The organism is Pseudoalteromonas sp. C8 (assembly GCF_011378685.1).
GTDB classification, from domain to species: domain Bacteria; phylum Pseudomonadota; class Gammaproteobacteria; order Enterobacterales; family Alteromonadaceae; genus Pseudoalteromonas; species Pseudoalteromonas arctica.
On record NZ_WTKT01000018.1, the window covers coordinates 1 to 13,712 of the forward strand.

Annotated in this window: 12 protein-coding genes and 5 tRNA genes; 12 read left to right on the plus strand and 5 right to left on the minus strand. The window is 40.3% G+C overall.

Annotation, left to right across the window (positions count from 1 at the left end; translation table 11 throughout):
- Window positions 1-137: 137 nt before the first annotated feature.
- From GQR39_RS15695 to uvrD, 3 genes are all read right to left on the minus strand, one after another.
- Window positions 138-986 (minus strand): hypothetical protein, encoded by an 849-nt coding sequence (locus GQR39_RS15695; protein WP_007586559.1) that lies wholly within the window; start codon window positions 984-986, stop codon window positions 138-140.
- A gap of 102 nt (window positions 987-1,088) precedes the next feature.
- Window positions 1,089-3,158, minus strand: coding sequence for a GNAT family N-acetyltransferase (locus tag GQR39_RS15700; protein ID WP_165736094.1), 2,070 nt, complete (start codon window positions 3,156-3,158; stop codon window positions 1,089-1,091).
- Window positions 3,136-5,301, minus strand: coding sequence for a DNA helicase II (uvrD, locus tag GQR39_RS15705; protein ID WP_165736095.1), 2,166 nt, complete (start codon window positions 5,299-5,301; stop codon window positions 3,136-3,138). Before uvrD ends, GQR39_RS15700 begins: the two co-directional genes overlap by 23 nt.
- Before the next feature lie 303 nt (window positions 5,302-5,604).
- Here uvrD and GQR39_RS15710 point away from each other — a divergent pair, with 303 nt between their 5' ends.
- The 3 genes from GQR39_RS15710 to GQR39_RS15720 all read left to right on the plus strand — a co-directional run bounded on the left by GQR39_RS15710 (window position 5,605) and on the right by GQR39_RS15720 (window position 7,043).
- On the plus strand, window positions 5,605-5,829 hold the full coding sequence (locus tag GQR39_RS15710; RefSeq protein WP_002963009.1) for a hypothetical protein: 225 nt from the start codon (window positions 5,605-5,607) through the stop codon (window positions 5,827-5,829).
- A 116-nt stretch (window positions 5,830-5,945) separates the two neighbouring features.
- The gene (locus GQR39_RS15715) at window positions 5,946-6,314 is read left to right on the plus strand and encodes a YacL family protein (RefSeq protein ID WP_024592461.1); all 369 of its coding nucleotides are present in this window, start codon (window positions 5,946-5,948) and stop codon (window positions 6,312-6,314) included.
- Window positions 6,315-6,419: 105 nt separating this feature from the next.
- Window positions 6,420-7,043: a dUTP diphosphatase gene (locus tag GQR39_RS15720; RefSeq protein WP_165726845.1), complete on the plus strand. Its 624-nt coding sequence runs from the start codon at window positions 6,420-6,422 to the stop codon at window positions 7,041-7,043.
- A 15-nt stretch (window positions 7,044-7,058) separates the two neighbouring features.
- Here GQR39_RS15720 and yrfG read toward each other — a convergent pair whose 3' ends face one another.
- A complete protein-coding gene (gene yrfG, locus GQR39_RS15725) occupies window positions 7,059-7,706 on the minus strand; it encodes a GMP/IMP nucleotidase (protein ID WP_165736096.1) in 648 nt (215 codons plus the stop codon).
- A gap of 61 nt (window positions 7,707-7,767) precedes the next feature.
- Between yrfG and nudE the strand changes: the two genes are divergently transcribed.
- From nudE to GQR39_RS15770, 9 genes are all read left to right on the plus strand, one after another.
- Window positions 7,768-8,340: an ADP compounds hydrolase NudE gene (nudE, locus tag GQR39_RS15730; RefSeq protein WP_007586548.1), complete on the plus strand. Its 573-nt coding sequence runs from the start codon at window positions 7,768-7,770 to the stop codon at window positions 8,338-8,340.
- Entirely contained in the window at window positions 8,333-9,136 is an 804-nt protein-coding gene (gene cysQ / locus GQR39_RS15735) for a 3'(2'),5'-bisphosphate nucleotidase CysQ (protein ID WP_007586545.1), read from the plus strand. The genes nudE and cysQ overlap by 8 nt, the downstream gene beginning before the upstream one ends.
- Before the next feature lie 136 nt (window positions 9,137-9,272).
- A tRNA-Met gene (locus tag GQR39_RS15740) sits at window positions 9,273-9,349 on the plus strand.
- Window positions 9,350-9,428: 79 nt separating this feature from the next.
- A tRNA-Met gene (locus GQR39_RS15745) sits at window positions 9,429-9,505 on the plus strand.
- 62 nt (window positions 9,506-9,567) lie between these two features.
- Window positions 9,568-9,644: transfer RNA gene (locus GQR39_RS15750), tRNA-Met, on the plus strand.
- A gap of 79 nt (window positions 9,645-9,723) precedes the next feature.
- Window positions 9,724-9,800 (plus strand) — tRNA-Met (locus GQR39_RS15755).
- A gap of 62 nt (window positions 9,801-9,862) precedes the next feature.
- A tRNA-Met gene (locus tag GQR39_RS15760) sits at window positions 9,863-9,939 on the plus strand.
- A gap of 905 nt (window positions 9,940-10,844) precedes the next feature.
- A complete protein-coding gene (locus tag GQR39_RS15765; protein WP_165736097.1) occupies window positions 10,845-11,459 on the plus strand; it encodes a trimeric intracellular cation channel family protein in 615 nt (204 codons plus the stop codon).
- Window positions 11,460-11,493: 34 nt separating this feature from the next.
- On the plus strand, window positions 11,494-13,005 hold the full coding sequence (locus GQR39_RS15770) for a YifB family Mg chelatase-like AAA ATPase (protein WP_024590552.1): 1,512 nt from the start codon (window positions 11,494-11,496) through the stop codon (window positions 13,003-13,005).
- Here GQR39_RS15770 and GQR39_RS15775 read toward each other — a convergent pair.
- Complete coding sequence (locus tag GQR39_RS15775; protein ID WP_002957913.1) at window positions 13,002-13,706, minus strand: response regulator transcription factor; 705 nt, start codon at window positions 13,704-13,706, stop codon at window positions 13,002-13,004. The genes GQR39_RS15770 and GQR39_RS15775 overlap by 4 nt on opposite strands.
- Window positions 13,707-13,712 lie beyond the last annotated feature (6 nt).

Here is a 13,712-nt window from a genome sequence, read left to right on the forward strand (position 1 = left end):
TTTACGTCTGCAAAAAAGTGAAATATGGGTAACTAACATTACGCACTCGATTTCTCTCCAATTTATCTAAATGTACAAGTCGAGCAGAATAGCTCCTTACTTCAGTACTAAAGTTTATAACCAAATCTAAAGACTATTTAAAATAGTCCGTAAGCTTGAGTTTCTTCACTTTCAGATTCTTCTAGTTGTGTTGGTTTAAATATTACGCTTGGATCAATTAATACACTGTGCTTTTGTGAAAGCTTGATTAATCCTCGCATCATATTTTTAGTTTGTGGGTCTAGATCAAAACCGACCTCAGTGAGCTTATCTAGTGGTTTAATGTCTTCTTTTTTATAGTCGATATTATCTTCGACTTTATCTACCAATAACCCTACGTGTGGGTTTAAGCCGTCTTTAGTGGTAAAAACAATAATAGGTTTATAGTCTAAGGTTATTTGCTCTTTAGCTGATTCGAATAAACGCTCTAGCTGAATTAGGTTACTACGCTTAATTTTTTCGAGCAGAGCTGATACTTGTTTATAATCGCTTTGATTATGAGCTGATATAGCTTCTTTTACCGTTTCTAGCAATGATTGGAAAGGTTCGTTAAGTCGAGACATTGTTAGTTTTAAGTCTTCATTATCGGTGTTGAACTCTTTGTAAAACAGAACAAAATCTTGTAGTTCTGCATCATTGCTTGAAATAGAAGCCGAGCTATTTAGCAAGTTACTTTGAAGGGTATTGAACCAGTTTAATAGTTTTTCTTGCCATGTTCTTAGTTGTTTTAGTACATGCGCATTACTTTGTTCGGTTGAGATATTATTTAAAATAATACCTAAATCAAACACAGGCGTTGGTATATCCATATAATCTTTAACACCAATAAAGCTTTTATTATTGTTGGGTAAAGTTGTTAGATTATTGTCAAAGCGCTCTGTTAATAAAATATCGAGTATTTTAAGTGAAATTGTTTTGCAGCCCACTTTAAAGTTTATTAATTCCATGCCTTTATCTTAATTTACCTGTTAATGCTTTAAGGATAGAACAAATTAAATAAATAGCTTAAAGATGGATAAGATTTAATAGAGATAGGTAACTAGGAGTTATTAGATGGCACTAGTGAGGTTTTTTATGGCACGTTTAAATTGATTCTCAAGCTGCTTTTTTCCTAATAAACCTAAGTGTTGAATCACTTTTTCATTACATTCATTTTGCAGCACTAACTTTATTAAAAGTTGTTTATCAGACTCTGTTAATTGAGACATACAAGAAGGAGACTGATTCACTACCTGCCAGAGAGTCGCAGAGATATTAAATTGAGTGAAGTTACTGTTTACGAGTAAGGCTAATCGTTCGCGAGTCTCGGGGCTTACTAACTCATCGCTAAATCCTTCAATTAAAATACTTACAAGTTGCCAATCTAGTGTTTTAAAATGTGTTAAAAGAGCATAAAAAAAGTCGTTTTTAAACTGCTTTTTCAAAGGTTGGATAATTGCACTTTTATTGCTTAAGCATTTAACCACAAGCGCTGAATGTTCAGCTGTGCTTTTATCGCGTTGATAACCCAGTTTTACGGTATCAAACCCTTGTTTTTGCCAAAAGTTAAGTAGCTGCGCTGTTGCGCCAAAGCTTGCACCAAACCAACTACATTGGCTTTTTACTTGCGACTCGCAATAGCTAAGTAGCTTTTTACCAAAACCCATATTGTGAGAACTCGGATCAATCGCTATTCGTACAACGCGAGCGCTCAACTGTGTTAAGTAGTCATTATTAAAACTAAGTTGTGAGAGGGTTTGAGCCATTAAATGACCCTGTGGGCGGCGCTCTCCGCTTATAACCTGTAGAGCAAGTTCTTCACTTAAACCACCTTCTATTGCGATTAAACATACACCAACTAATCGATTGTTAATTTTGCTGATGAATATTCGTTGCGATGGTGCGTCTAGTAGTTGGCGTAAATCGTTTACACTACTTTGATAGTGAGCCAATGCAAGCAGGGCAATAACTTGTTGCAGTAAAGGCTCATTGTTTACAAGGGATTGCTGAGTTATTTCGCTATGAACTGGCTGCTCTAATTGCTCACTACTTAACTCTTTATATTGTGCATCGAGTGCAAGCAAGGTGCGAATGTGCTTCTCGAGGGGATCGTGTTTAGCAAAACGCAGTGGCTCATCAAGCGTTACAACTTTAGAGGCTTTATAGTGCGCTTTTATATAGTTACTAAAGCGAATGGTATAACCCCTACCATTGCCCTCATACCCAACCAGTGTACTTGCAAAGACTATACGAGGGTAATGAGCTAGCATTTTTAGCAATAACGGTACAGGGATCGCGGCAGCTTCATCAATGAGTAATAAATCGCACTCAGGTAATGCATTTAATAACGCGTCAGGTGCAACGTAGTGCAAGTTGGCGAGCTGTTTATGTTGAGCGTTGTATTGCAGGTCTAACTCGTTGGCTAAATGTTTAAAGCTACTATGGGTCGCTTTAAACTGAGTGCTGCAAATAATTACTTTTTTATCAGTCAATTTTGCGGCAGCTAAGCCAAGTGCTGCCGACTTGCCTCTACCTCTATCAGCATTAATGAGGAAAGGTCTGTTGGCACGGCCATTAGCTACTTTTACTATTTGTTCCACGCAGTTTTGCTGTGGTAGATAGTCAATTTTATTATCCATAACAGAGCTGACGAGATTACTAATACAGCCATTTTTTTCACTAAAATGAAAAGCGGGTAATCGCTTAATAATAGTCGCGAAACGTTGATTAAATAAACTGTAGTTAATACTCTGACCGTGTGATTGCACTGTACTTAATGAGGGGTCTTGCCAAGAGGCTAAATCATTTAATTCGGGCAGTAATAAAAACAGTATACCGCCTGCTTTAACGGTGCCGGTAAGTGCTGCAAGTTTATCAGGGTGTAAACCACTAAAACCATCGTAAACAGCATGAGCAAATTCTTGCCCTAACATTTGGTGAGTGCGAGTAGGCCAGTACGAATTTTTAATCGCGCACTGCTTTGATACAACAAGTGTATTGTTTTCATCTATTAATGAGTTAAGTAATTCATAACACCAAGCAGGGCTGCCCGTAATCAACACTAGCTGACGATGATACGCGCCAGCTAGTTGTTGTTCTAACTCATTTAGGTGAGCTTTATACAGCTTGTAATCGTGCATAGGCCGTTACTAACCATTTACTGCCAAGGTCGTCAAAGTTAACTTGTACGCGAGATTGCGCGCCACTGCCTTCGTAATTAAGTACGGTACCAACACCAAACTTAGCATGCAAAACTCGTTGCCCTAAGTTAAAGCCACTGTCTTCAAATGCGGCATGGCTAACTGATGCGCTAAAACGCCCGGCGGCAGGCGGGCGAGAAACCTGTGTTTTAATACGAATTTCTTCAACGCAGTCCTCAGGTATTTCGCGTAAAAAGCGTGATGGGCTATGGTATTTTTCTTGCCCGTATAAACGGCGACTCTCAGCATGGCTAATGTATAACTTATCCATTGCTCGTGTCATGCCTACATAACAAAGGCGGCGCTCTTCTTCCAAACGACCAGACTCTTCGTTACTTTGCTGAGAAGGGAACATGCCTTCTTCTACGCCCACCATAAACACTAACGGAAACTCTAAGCCTTTAGCTGAGTGAAGTGTCATCATTTGAACGGCGTCTTCGTGCTCTTCTGCTTGTCCTTCACCTGACTCAAGTGATGTATGTGCTAAAAAGCCTTGTAAAGGCGAGCTGTATTCTTCGTCTTCAGGAAGTTCGTACTGGTCACATGCGCTAATTAGCTCTTCTAAGTTTTCTACGCGAGCACGGCCTTTTTCACCTTTTTCAGCTTGGTACATTGCCATCAAGCCTGAGGTTTGAATTGTGTACTTGGCTTGCTCATGCAAAGTTAGATCGCTAATTTTATCTTCTATTTGTTCGATTAGTTCTACAAACTTACTTACTGCACCAGAGGCACGACCAGATAAGTGCTGTTGTTCTACAATTGCTTTTGCGGCATACCAAAGCGGTAACGATTCTGCTCGTGCACAATCTCGTATATGGCTCAATGTTTTATCACCAATACCGCGTGCTGGCGTATTAATTACACGCTCAAATGCGGCATCGTCTTGACGATTACCTACTAGGCGTAAATACGAAAGCGCATCTTTAATTTCTTGTCGTTCGAAGAATCGCATACCACCATAAATACGGTATTTTAAGCCTTCTTGCAGCATGGCCTCCTCAAGTACACGAGATTGCGCGTTACTACGGTATAAAATTGCGGCATCTTGTAGGGCATTACCTGCATTTAACCAGCTTCGTAGTTTGCTACTTACAAAGCGTGCTTCGTCTAACTCATTAAATGCTGCATAAATAGAGATTGGCTCGCCGTCGTTACCGTCGGTCCACAAGCTTTTACCCATACGTTCTGAGTTATTTTGAATTAATGCGTTAGACGCTTTCAAAATAGTCGCTGTTGAGCGGTAGTTTTGTTCAAGACGAATGGTTTCTGCGCTAAAGTCAGTTAAAAAACGTTTAATGTTTTCGATTTTAGCACCACGCCAACCATAAATGCTTTGGTCATCGTCGCCTACAATCATAATGCTGTTAGTATCGCCAGCAAGTAATTTTAACCAAGCATATTGAATGGTATTTGTATCTTGGAACTCGTCTACGAGCATATGCGCAAAGCGTTGCTGATAATGACGCAGTAACGTAGGGTTATTTTTTAACACTTCGTAGCTGCGTAGTAATATTTCAGCAAAATCAACTAGGCCCGCTCTATCACAGGCCTCTTGATAGGCGGCATAAACACGCAGCATCATTTGCTCATTAATATCGTATGCTTGAATATCTTTAGGGCGAAGTGCTTCATCTTTTTTGGCGCTTATGTACCAGCCAAATTGCTTAGCGGGCCATTTTTTATCATCAATATTCATCGATTTTAATAAGCGCTTGATCATCCGAAGCTGATCGTCAGAGTCTAAAATTTGAAAGGCTTCTGGTAAATTAGCTTCACGGTGATGAGCACGTAAAATACGATGCGATAAACCATGGAAAGTACCAATCCACATACCACCTACAGGCGCTTTTAGTGTTTCTTCAACGCGGCCACGCATTTCTTTAGCGGCTTTATTAGTAAATGTAACTGCAAAAATACTGTAAGCGGAGGCTTGCTCAACTTGCATAAGCCACGCAATACGATGAACTAACACTCGTGTTTTACCAGACCCAGCACCTGCTAATACCAGCATGTTTTGTAGTGGGGCTGCAACGGCATCGCGTTGTTTGTCATTTAAGCCATCGAGTAATTGTGAAACGTCCATCGTTACGCCTTTTTAATCAATATTGTGGGCAGTATAACAGGTGTTTTTGTTAGGCTAAATAAAATACTGTTTTTATAAACAGCTATTTATAAAATAGTGTTCAAAACGAGTAACTTGCTAATTAATTAAGCGAATAAAAAAGTGTAAACGGATAACAATAATTGCTAATTTGACCTAATTTTAGCAAAATCTACCAACTCTCTAAATCTAGACTAATTTAACTATTTGATTTGTAAGCTTTAATAAATTGGCATAGAGTGTGTAGGTAAATAATTATAAAATTAAATAAATACAGAGGTTAGTATGGCAGATCAAGGTTCTGGCGGTAACGTAATTGCAGCATTATGTAATATATTTTTTCCTGGTTTAGGGCAGTTAGTGCAAGGGCGTATTTTAGCGGCTATATTTTTTGCACTCGCTATTATAATAAGTTACGCACTAATTTATGTGCTTGTAGGCTTTGTACTTGTGCCTATTATTTACTTATGGTCGATCATTGACGCAGCGCGTTATAGATCGCGAAGTTAACGGTTTTAAAGTTGAGTAAAATAGCGCCCATGTGGCGCTATTTTACTTTATATGTCCTGTGGTTTACGGGCGTTTACGTATATAATTACGCAATTAAAGATTTACAGGCAAACCCTATGGAATATCAATTTATTCGCGACCCTATTAGTGGGCTACGTATTAAAATAAGCAGTGAACACGCTATTATTGGTCGCTGGCTAAACGAAGAAATAGGCAAAGACAAAGTAGCCATGGTGCAAGCGCTTATTGCATCGGTAAGTTCAAGCTATGAGCCGCTAACGCTAAAAGGCCAAGAAATAGATTTAATATTAACGAAAGACGAAGCATTATTTGAAGCCCATGCACTTCATCAAGACAGCGAAGACCTAATAGCGTATCAAGATGACGATTTAGCGCTTGAAGAAAATGGTTTAAGTAGTGGTTGTGGCTTTGAAGATTTCATTGATTTAATTGATTCATGGCATGAGTTTACGACGTCACGATAAACATAACTAGCACACTAATAAAAATATACAGCAATGCACAATCAGCATTTTATCTGTATTATTACACCAACGAAAATTACACCAACCAAAACGACAGGAATTGATATGTCTGCCAATTTAAACAAGCTAGTAGTGATGCTAGAAATGCAAAACGCCATGAATACTAAAGTACATGAGCAATGGTTTACTCAAGGGTTTGAATGGTACCGCGCTATTTGGGTTGAGTGTGCTGAAATGCTAGATCATCATGGTTGGAAATGGTGGAAAAAACAAACACCAGATACTGAACAAGTTATTTTAGAGTTGGTTGATATTTTTCATTTTGGTCTATCGCTTAGAATTGACGGCGAAACTAGCTACGAAGACTTAGCAAAGCAACTTGAAACTGAGCTTAGTAATGCTCAACAAGCTGATGACTTTAAACAAACACTAGAGATATTAGCGGCGTCTGCTGTTGCTGATAAAACGTTTAATGCAGGTGCTTTTGCCGGCTGTATGGCGCAAATAGGTATGGATATTGATGATTTATATCGCGGCTACGTAGGTAAAAATACGTTAAACTTTTTCCGCCAAGATCACGGTTACAAAGATGGTAGCTATATTAAAGAATGGAATGGGCAAGAAGATAACGAGCATTTAGTTGAAGTAGTTAAAAGCCTTGATACAGAACATGCAGATTTTGCAAAGTTAGTATATCAAGGGCTAGAAGCGCGTTACCCAAAAATTTAAGTCACGTAAGTTGAGTTAGATAATCTTACGATAGTCGGTAACACTTAGGTAATCGGCTATTTCGTTATGTGGTTGTTGGCTATCTGGGTTAGCAACTGCAAGTAAGTGCTCAATGCCGTATTCTCGTGCGGCATTCAAAACCGGCACACTGTCATCTACAAATAAAGTACGGCTTTTATTAAAGCCTAAGTCATCTTGCACTTTATGCCACAAACTTTGTTGCTCTTTACTTACTCCATATTCATGAGTCGACACTACGCCATCTAGGTAGTTATCAATCGCTGTATGCTCAAATTTAAGCATGACACTCTCAGGGTGGGCGTTGGTAAGTAAAATTAACTCTTTGCCTGCTTTTTTAAGCTCAGTTAAAAAATGAGGTACGTCTTCGCGCATTTTAATTAAATGCTGAGACTCTCGTTTAAGTTCCATTATAGGCAAGCTTAATTGCTGCTCCCAATAATCTAAACAATACCACTGTATTTGACCGCTCACAGCTTGATAGCGTTTTAAAATATCTGCTTTAGCTGCATCTAGGCTAATGCCCCTTGCTAATGCGTGTTGCGCAGGAATAACGTTAAGCCAAAAATGACTGTCGTAATGTAAATCGAGTAATGTTCCATCCATGTCGAGCAAAACGGTATCGATTTTTGACCAATTTAACATAGGAATTTCAACTTATAAGGTTTATTATTGAACTAACTGCCATGATAGCAAATTAACGCCAATGACACAGAAAAAGCACCCAACACCACCACAAATCCTCAGTAACAATGTTGTCGCTAAAAGCCGCCTGTTTACTGTGGAGTCTTTAGAGCTAAAGTTTTCTAATAACGAAGAGCGTCAGTATGAGCGAATTCGCGGCGGTGGCCGGGGAGCAGTGATGATTGTTCCGTTAAGTGCAGACAACGAATTACTACTTGTACGTGAATACTGTGCGGGCACAAACGATTACCAGTTAGGTTTTCCTAAAGGCTTAATCGATCCGGGCGAAACGCCAGAGCAAGCTGCTAACAGAGAGCTTAAAGAAGAAATTGGCTTTGGTGCTGAGTATTTTAAACCATTAAGAACAGTAACAATGGCGCCGAGTTACTTTAATGCCACTATGCATATTTTATTTGCTAAGCAATTATACCCACAAACCCTTATTGGCGACGAACCAGAGCCGCTTGTTGTTGTTAAGTGGCCATTAACTCAGTGGCAGTCATTATTAGACCAAGAAGATTTTACCGAAGCACGCAGTGTTGCAGCTTTGCTATTATTAGATAAGTATTTAGCGTCTGGAGCTGCCGATGAATAAATTAATCGAACCGTGTATTGAATTAGCTGAGCGTGCTGGCGATGCAATTATGGCCATTTATAAAAAAGGTGATATTGGCCAACAAGAGAAATCAGATAATACGCCTGTTACCAAAGCTGATTTAGCAGCAAATGACGTACTGGTTGCTGGATTAAAAGTCTTAGCACCCGATATTCCGATTATGTCGGAAGAAACACCTATACCAGCACTCGCCGACAGACAGGATTGGCAGCGTTATTGGTTACTCGATCCGATGGATGGCACAGGCGAGTTTATTTTAGAAAGTGGCGATTTTGCAGTAAATATTGCATTGATTGAAAATAATCACCCAGTGCTTGGTGTTATTCATTGGCCTGCAAAAGGTGTGACTTATTTTGCTACAGCTAAAAATGGTGCCTTTAAACGTGAAAACTCAATTGATAAGCAAATATCTGTAGCGCCGCCAGAGAACTTGACGCTTGCAGTGAGCCGCCGCCAAAAAATAGAAGCGGTGAGTCAGTATTTAAATAGTCAGTTTACAACTATTGCTATTGGTTCGTGCTCATTAAAAGCTTGTACTGTTGCAGAAGGCAAAGCAGATTGTTTTTTAAGAATTGGTCCAACGGGAGAGTGGGATACAGGTGCTTCACAAGTTATTGTTGAAGAAGCCGGTGGTTGTATTACCGATGCAGAATTTAACCCGCTAACGTACAACCAACGCGAGAGTACTGAGAACCCTGACTTTATAGTGATGGGGCATCCAGACTGGGAATGGCAAAAAATGATTAATCCGCATCAAAGGTTGAGCGCAGAATAGCAATTTGATTGCTTTTTGTTCGGTTGAACAACTTTAATTAGTTTAGGCCTTGCATTAAATGTTTATTCCTATATAGTAGCGCTCTCTTCAAGGCAGGCTCGTAAATATTACGAAAATGTTTTAAAGAAATTACAGGCGCGGGATGGAGCAGTCTGGTAGCTCGTCGGGCTCATAACCCGAAGGTCGTCGGTTCAAATCCGGCTCCCGCAACCAATTTTTTATAAGATTTGGTTACTGTAAACTCTAGCTTAAGAGATAAAATAAAGTAGTCGATAGACTTAAAATATACAGGCGCGGGATGGAGCAGTCTGGTAGCTCGTCGGGCTCATAACCCGAAGGTCGTCGGTTCAAATCCGGCTCCCGCAACCAATTCTTTAATTGGAAGCCAAGTTGTAATGTAAGCAACTTTAAACAAGTCTACAAATTTCAGGCGCGGGATGGAGCAGTCTGGTAGCTCGTCGGGCTCATAACCCGAAGGTCGTCGGTTCAAATCCGGCTCCCGCAACCAATTCTTTATATGATTTGGTTACTGTAAACTCTAGCTTAAGAGATAAAATAAAGTAGTCGATAGACTTAAAATATACAGGCGCGGGATGGAGCAGTCTGGTAGCTCGTCGGGCTCATAACCCGAAGGTCGTCGGTTCAAATCCGGCTCCCGCAACCAATTCTTTAATTGGAAGCCAAGTTGTAATGTAAGCAACTTTAAACAAGTCTACAAATTTCAGGCGCGGGATGGAGCAGTCTGGTAGCTCGTCGGGCTCATAACCCGAAGGTCGTCGGTTCAAATCCGGCTCCCGCAACCACTGAAATAAATAAGAATGAAATGACACGCTTAAAGCGTGTTTTTTTATGTCTAAAATTTAGTGTGTATATTGTGGCTCATAACCCGAAGGTCGTCGGTTCACCTTTTATAAGTTCAGGCTCCCGCAACCACTGAAATAAATAAGAATGAAACGGCACGCTTAAAGCGTGTTTTTTTATGTCTAAAATTTAGTGTGTATATTGTGGCTCATAACCCGAAGGTCGTCGGTTCACCTTTTATAAGTTCAGGCTCCCGCAACCACTGAAATAAATAAGAATGAAACGGCACGCTTAAAGCGTGTTTTTTTATGTCTAAAATTTAGTGTGTATATTGTGGCTCATAACCCGAAGGTCGTCGGTTCACCTTTTATAAGTTCAGGCTCCCGCAACCACTGAAATAAATAAGAATGAAACGGCACGCTTAAAGCGTGTTTTTTTATGTCTAAAATTTAGTGTGTATATTGTGGCTCATAACCCGAAGGTCGTCGGTTCACCTTTTATAAGTTCAGGCTCCCGCAACCACTGAAATAAATAAGAATGAAACGGCACGCTTAAAGCGTGTTTTTTTATGTCTAAAATTTGGTGTGTATATTGTGGCTCATAACCCGAAGGTCGTCGGTCCGCTTTTTACAAACTCAGGCTCCCGCAACCATTGAAATAAATAAGAATGAAACGACACACTTAAAGCGTGTTTTTTTATGCCTGAAATTTGATGAGTGTGGTGATTTAGCTTATAGGTTAAAGATCGTCTTCACAGCATGAGGCATTCACTACTCATAAGCACAAGCTCCCGTCCCCTGAGATACACTTCACAAAAGTTATAAACGACTTAAAATAAATCGTTATTACTTAAAACTTTGTTTAGTTTGTGTTAAAACGGCACAAATATTTTTGGGTTGTTACAAATATGACAGAACTTTACCACTGGTTTGATTTAATAGGCATTGCGGTGTTTGCTGTATCGGGCACTTTGCTAGCGTACGAGAAAAAAATGGATGGCTTTGGGGTCGTAGTTTTAGCGACAGTAACTGCTATTGGTGGTGGTACAGTGCGAGATCTAATTTTAGATGTTCCTGTGTTTTGGTTACACGATCAAAGTTACTTTTTTGCCATACTAGCTTCAGTATTTGTTACAACACGCCTTATAAATAAACAAAAGCCGATACCTCATTATATTTTACAAACAGCGGATGCGTTTGGTTTAGCTTTTTTTGCAGTAATGGGGGCACACAAAGCGCAGCTTGTTGGTATGCCCGATATGACTGCGGTAATTATGGCTGTAATTACAGGCTGCTTTGGTGGATTAATTCGAGATGTGCTTGCACGCGAGATCCCTATGCTATTAAAAGGTGAGCTTTACGCTATTACCTGTATAGCGGGTGGCACTGTTTATACGCTTGGCATTAGTTTTTCGTTAGTAACCGAAATGGCGATGGTATTAGGTATGTTAATGACCTTATTACTTCGTTTAGCTGCTATAAAATGGCAAATCACATTACACGTTTTTAAATATCCTGACTAAACTGGTGTAATCACACCATTTACTAGGATAAGGAATGTCGTTAGCTCGTATATTTTCTCGTGCTCAAGTGGGTATAAATGCCCCTGAAGTTATTGTAGAAGTTCACCTAGGAAATGGTTTACCCGCTTTTCATATAGTAGGCCTGCCCGAAGCGTCCGTTAAAGAATCAAAAGATAGAGTACGTAGCGCACTCGAAAACTCACAATTTGGTTTTCCCGATCAACGAATAACTGTAAATTTAGCCCCTGCCGATTTGCCAAAAGATGGCGGACGGTTTGATCTTGCTATTGCGGTGGGTATTTTAGTCGCCTCTGGGCAAATAGTGTGTCCTGATATTCACAAGTACGAGTTTTATGGTGAGCTTGCTCTTAATGGTGAGGTGCGTGGTGTAAACGCTATTTTACCTTCGGTACTTGCTGCAAAAGAGCAAGATCGTTGCTGCTTTTTACCTCTTGCAAACGACAGCCTAGCAAGCCTAGTTAATGGCGTTAAACGCAAAGCCGTAAGCTCTATTCAAGAAGTGTGGGGGGATTTACTTAATCAACAACCCTTACCATTAAATATAGAGTATCCCGACTGCACACAAGCCCCTGACTTTTTACTTGATTTAAGCGATGTGAAAGGTCAGCCCGGTGCAAAGCGAGTACTCGAAATTGCTGCAGCTGGCGGGCATAATTTATTATTTTTAGGCCCTCCAGGTACTGGTAAATCGATGCTGGCCCAGCGAATGGCAACTATAATGCCTACTATGTCGGACGATGAAGCTATTTCGACAGCTGCGCTTTACTCTATTATTGGGCAATCCATAGATTTAACTAATTGGCGACAGCGGCCATTTCGTAATCCACATCATACTTGTTCAGCTGTTGCCTTGGTGGGGGGCTCTTCGAATCCCAAACCTGGTGAAATTTCTCTGGCACATAACGGTGTGCTCTTCTTAGATGAGTTACCGGAATTCGAGCGTAAGGTACTTGATTCACTGCGTGAGCCAATGGAAACCGGTACAGTTACTATTTCACGTGCAGCTAGGCAAATGGAGTTTCCGGCGCAGTTTCAGCTTATTACAGCATTAAATCCAAGCCCAACAGGGAGCCATACTGATAAGCGGGCAACTCCCGATCAAGTTATGCGTTATTTATCGCGAGTATCAGGACCTTTTATTGACCGTATTGATTTGCAAATAGAACTACCTCGTTTAACGAGCGTTGAACTACAAAGTACTCAGCCAGAGGAAAGTAGTGCTGAGGTTAGAGCAAGAGTTGAAGCGGCTTATTACCTACAGCTAAAACGCCAAGGTAAGGTTAATGCGAGGCTTAATAATAAAGAAATGAGTGTGCACTGTGTACTAGCGCCAGCAGAGTTGCAGTTTTTAGCCAGAGCAAGCGAGAAGTTGTCTTTATCGCCACGCTCTTATCATAGAGTGATTAAAGTGGCGCGTACTATTAGTGATTTAAAAGGCGCTGAAAACATTAGTTTAAATGAGCTTAAAGAGGCACTTAATTACCGCGCATTTGAGCGCCTTATTGCGCAATTAACTAAATATTAAATAGAGAGCATATAGCCTTTACCGCGTACGGTAACAATGCGTTTTTGATCTTTTTCGTCATTTAATTTTTTACGTAAACGACCAATCAGCACATCAACAGTACGATCGTTTGGACTCCAATCGGGCTGGCCTATTTCTTCTGATATTTTTTCACGGGATGTGGCTTTACCCGCATTACTAATTAAGCAAATAAGCACTTTATGTTCGGCTTCAGTTAAGCGTGATTCAACGCCTGCAGCAGTAATTAGTGTGCGGTTATCGGGGTGAAGCTTAAAGTCAGCATATTCTATAAATTCTTCGCTTTCGTCGTCTTCTAGGTTAACGGCAACACGCTTATAGAGCGCGCGCATGCGAAGTTCTAACTCAAGTAAATCGACAGGCTTACAAATATAGTCATCAGCACCTTGTGCAAGGCCTGCAATACGATCGGCTTGGGAGTCACGACTCGATAATACAATAACGCCAATATCGGTAAGTGTGTTTAATTCTTTTGCCAGCTGAAGCCCATCACGCTTTGGCAAAACAATGTCAATTATGGCTAATGATATAGCACCGCGCAGGTTTACCCGCTGCCTTACAATGTTAAGTGCATCAGCGCCAGTTGGGTCTACCTCTATTGTAAATTCGGTATCTGCAAAGTGATTTTGGATGCGTTTAACGAGTAGTTCATCGTCTTCAACCAATAAAACATTAATAGCCATAGTACT

Coding starts and splice junctions, on each gene's coding strand:
- GQR39_RS15770 (WP_024590552.1), top strand. CDS start 11,494: ATGTCGTTAGCTCGTATATTTTCTCGTGCTCAAGTGGGTATAAATGCC.
- GQR39_RS15710 (WP_002963009.1), top strand. CDS start 5,605: ATGGCAGATCAAGGTTCTGGCGGTAACGTAATTGCAGCATTATGTAAT.
- GQR39_RS15695 (WP_007586559.1), bottom strand. CDS start 986: ATGGAATTAATAAACTTTAAAGTGGGCTGCAAAACAATTTCACTTAAA.
- yrfG (WP_165736096.1), bottom strand. CDS start 7,706: ATGTTAAATTGGTCAAAAATCGATACCGTTTTGCTCGACATGGATGGA.
- nudE (WP_007586548.1), top strand. CDS start 7,768: ATGACACAGAAAAAGCACCCAACACCACCACAAATCCTCAGTAACAAT.
- GQR39_RS15765 (WP_165736097.1), top strand. CDS start 10,845: ATGACAGAACTTTACCACTGGTTTGATTTAATAGGCATTGCGGTGTTT.
- GQR39_RS15775 (WP_002957913.1), bottom strand. CDS start 13,706: ATGGCTATTAATGTTTTATTGGTTGAAGACGATGAACTACTCGTTAAA.
- cysQ (WP_007586545.1), top strand. CDS start 8,333: ATGAATAAATTAATCGAACCGTGTATTGAATTAGCTGAGCGTGCTGGC.
- GQR39_RS15715 (WP_024592461.1), top strand. CDS start 5,946: ATGGAATATCAATTTATTCGCGACCCTATTAGTGGGCTACGTATTAAA.
- GQR39_RS15700 (WP_165736094.1), bottom strand. CDS start 3,158: ATGCACGATTACAAGCTGTATAAAGCTCACCTAAATGAGTTAGAACAA.
- GQR39_RS15720 (WP_165726845.1), top strand. CDS start 6,420: ATGTCTGCCAATTTAAACAAGCTAGTAGTGATGCTAGAAATGCAAAAC.
- uvrD (WP_165736095.1), bottom strand. CDS start 5,301: ATGGACGTTTCACAATTACTCGATGGCTTAAATGACAAACAACGCGAT.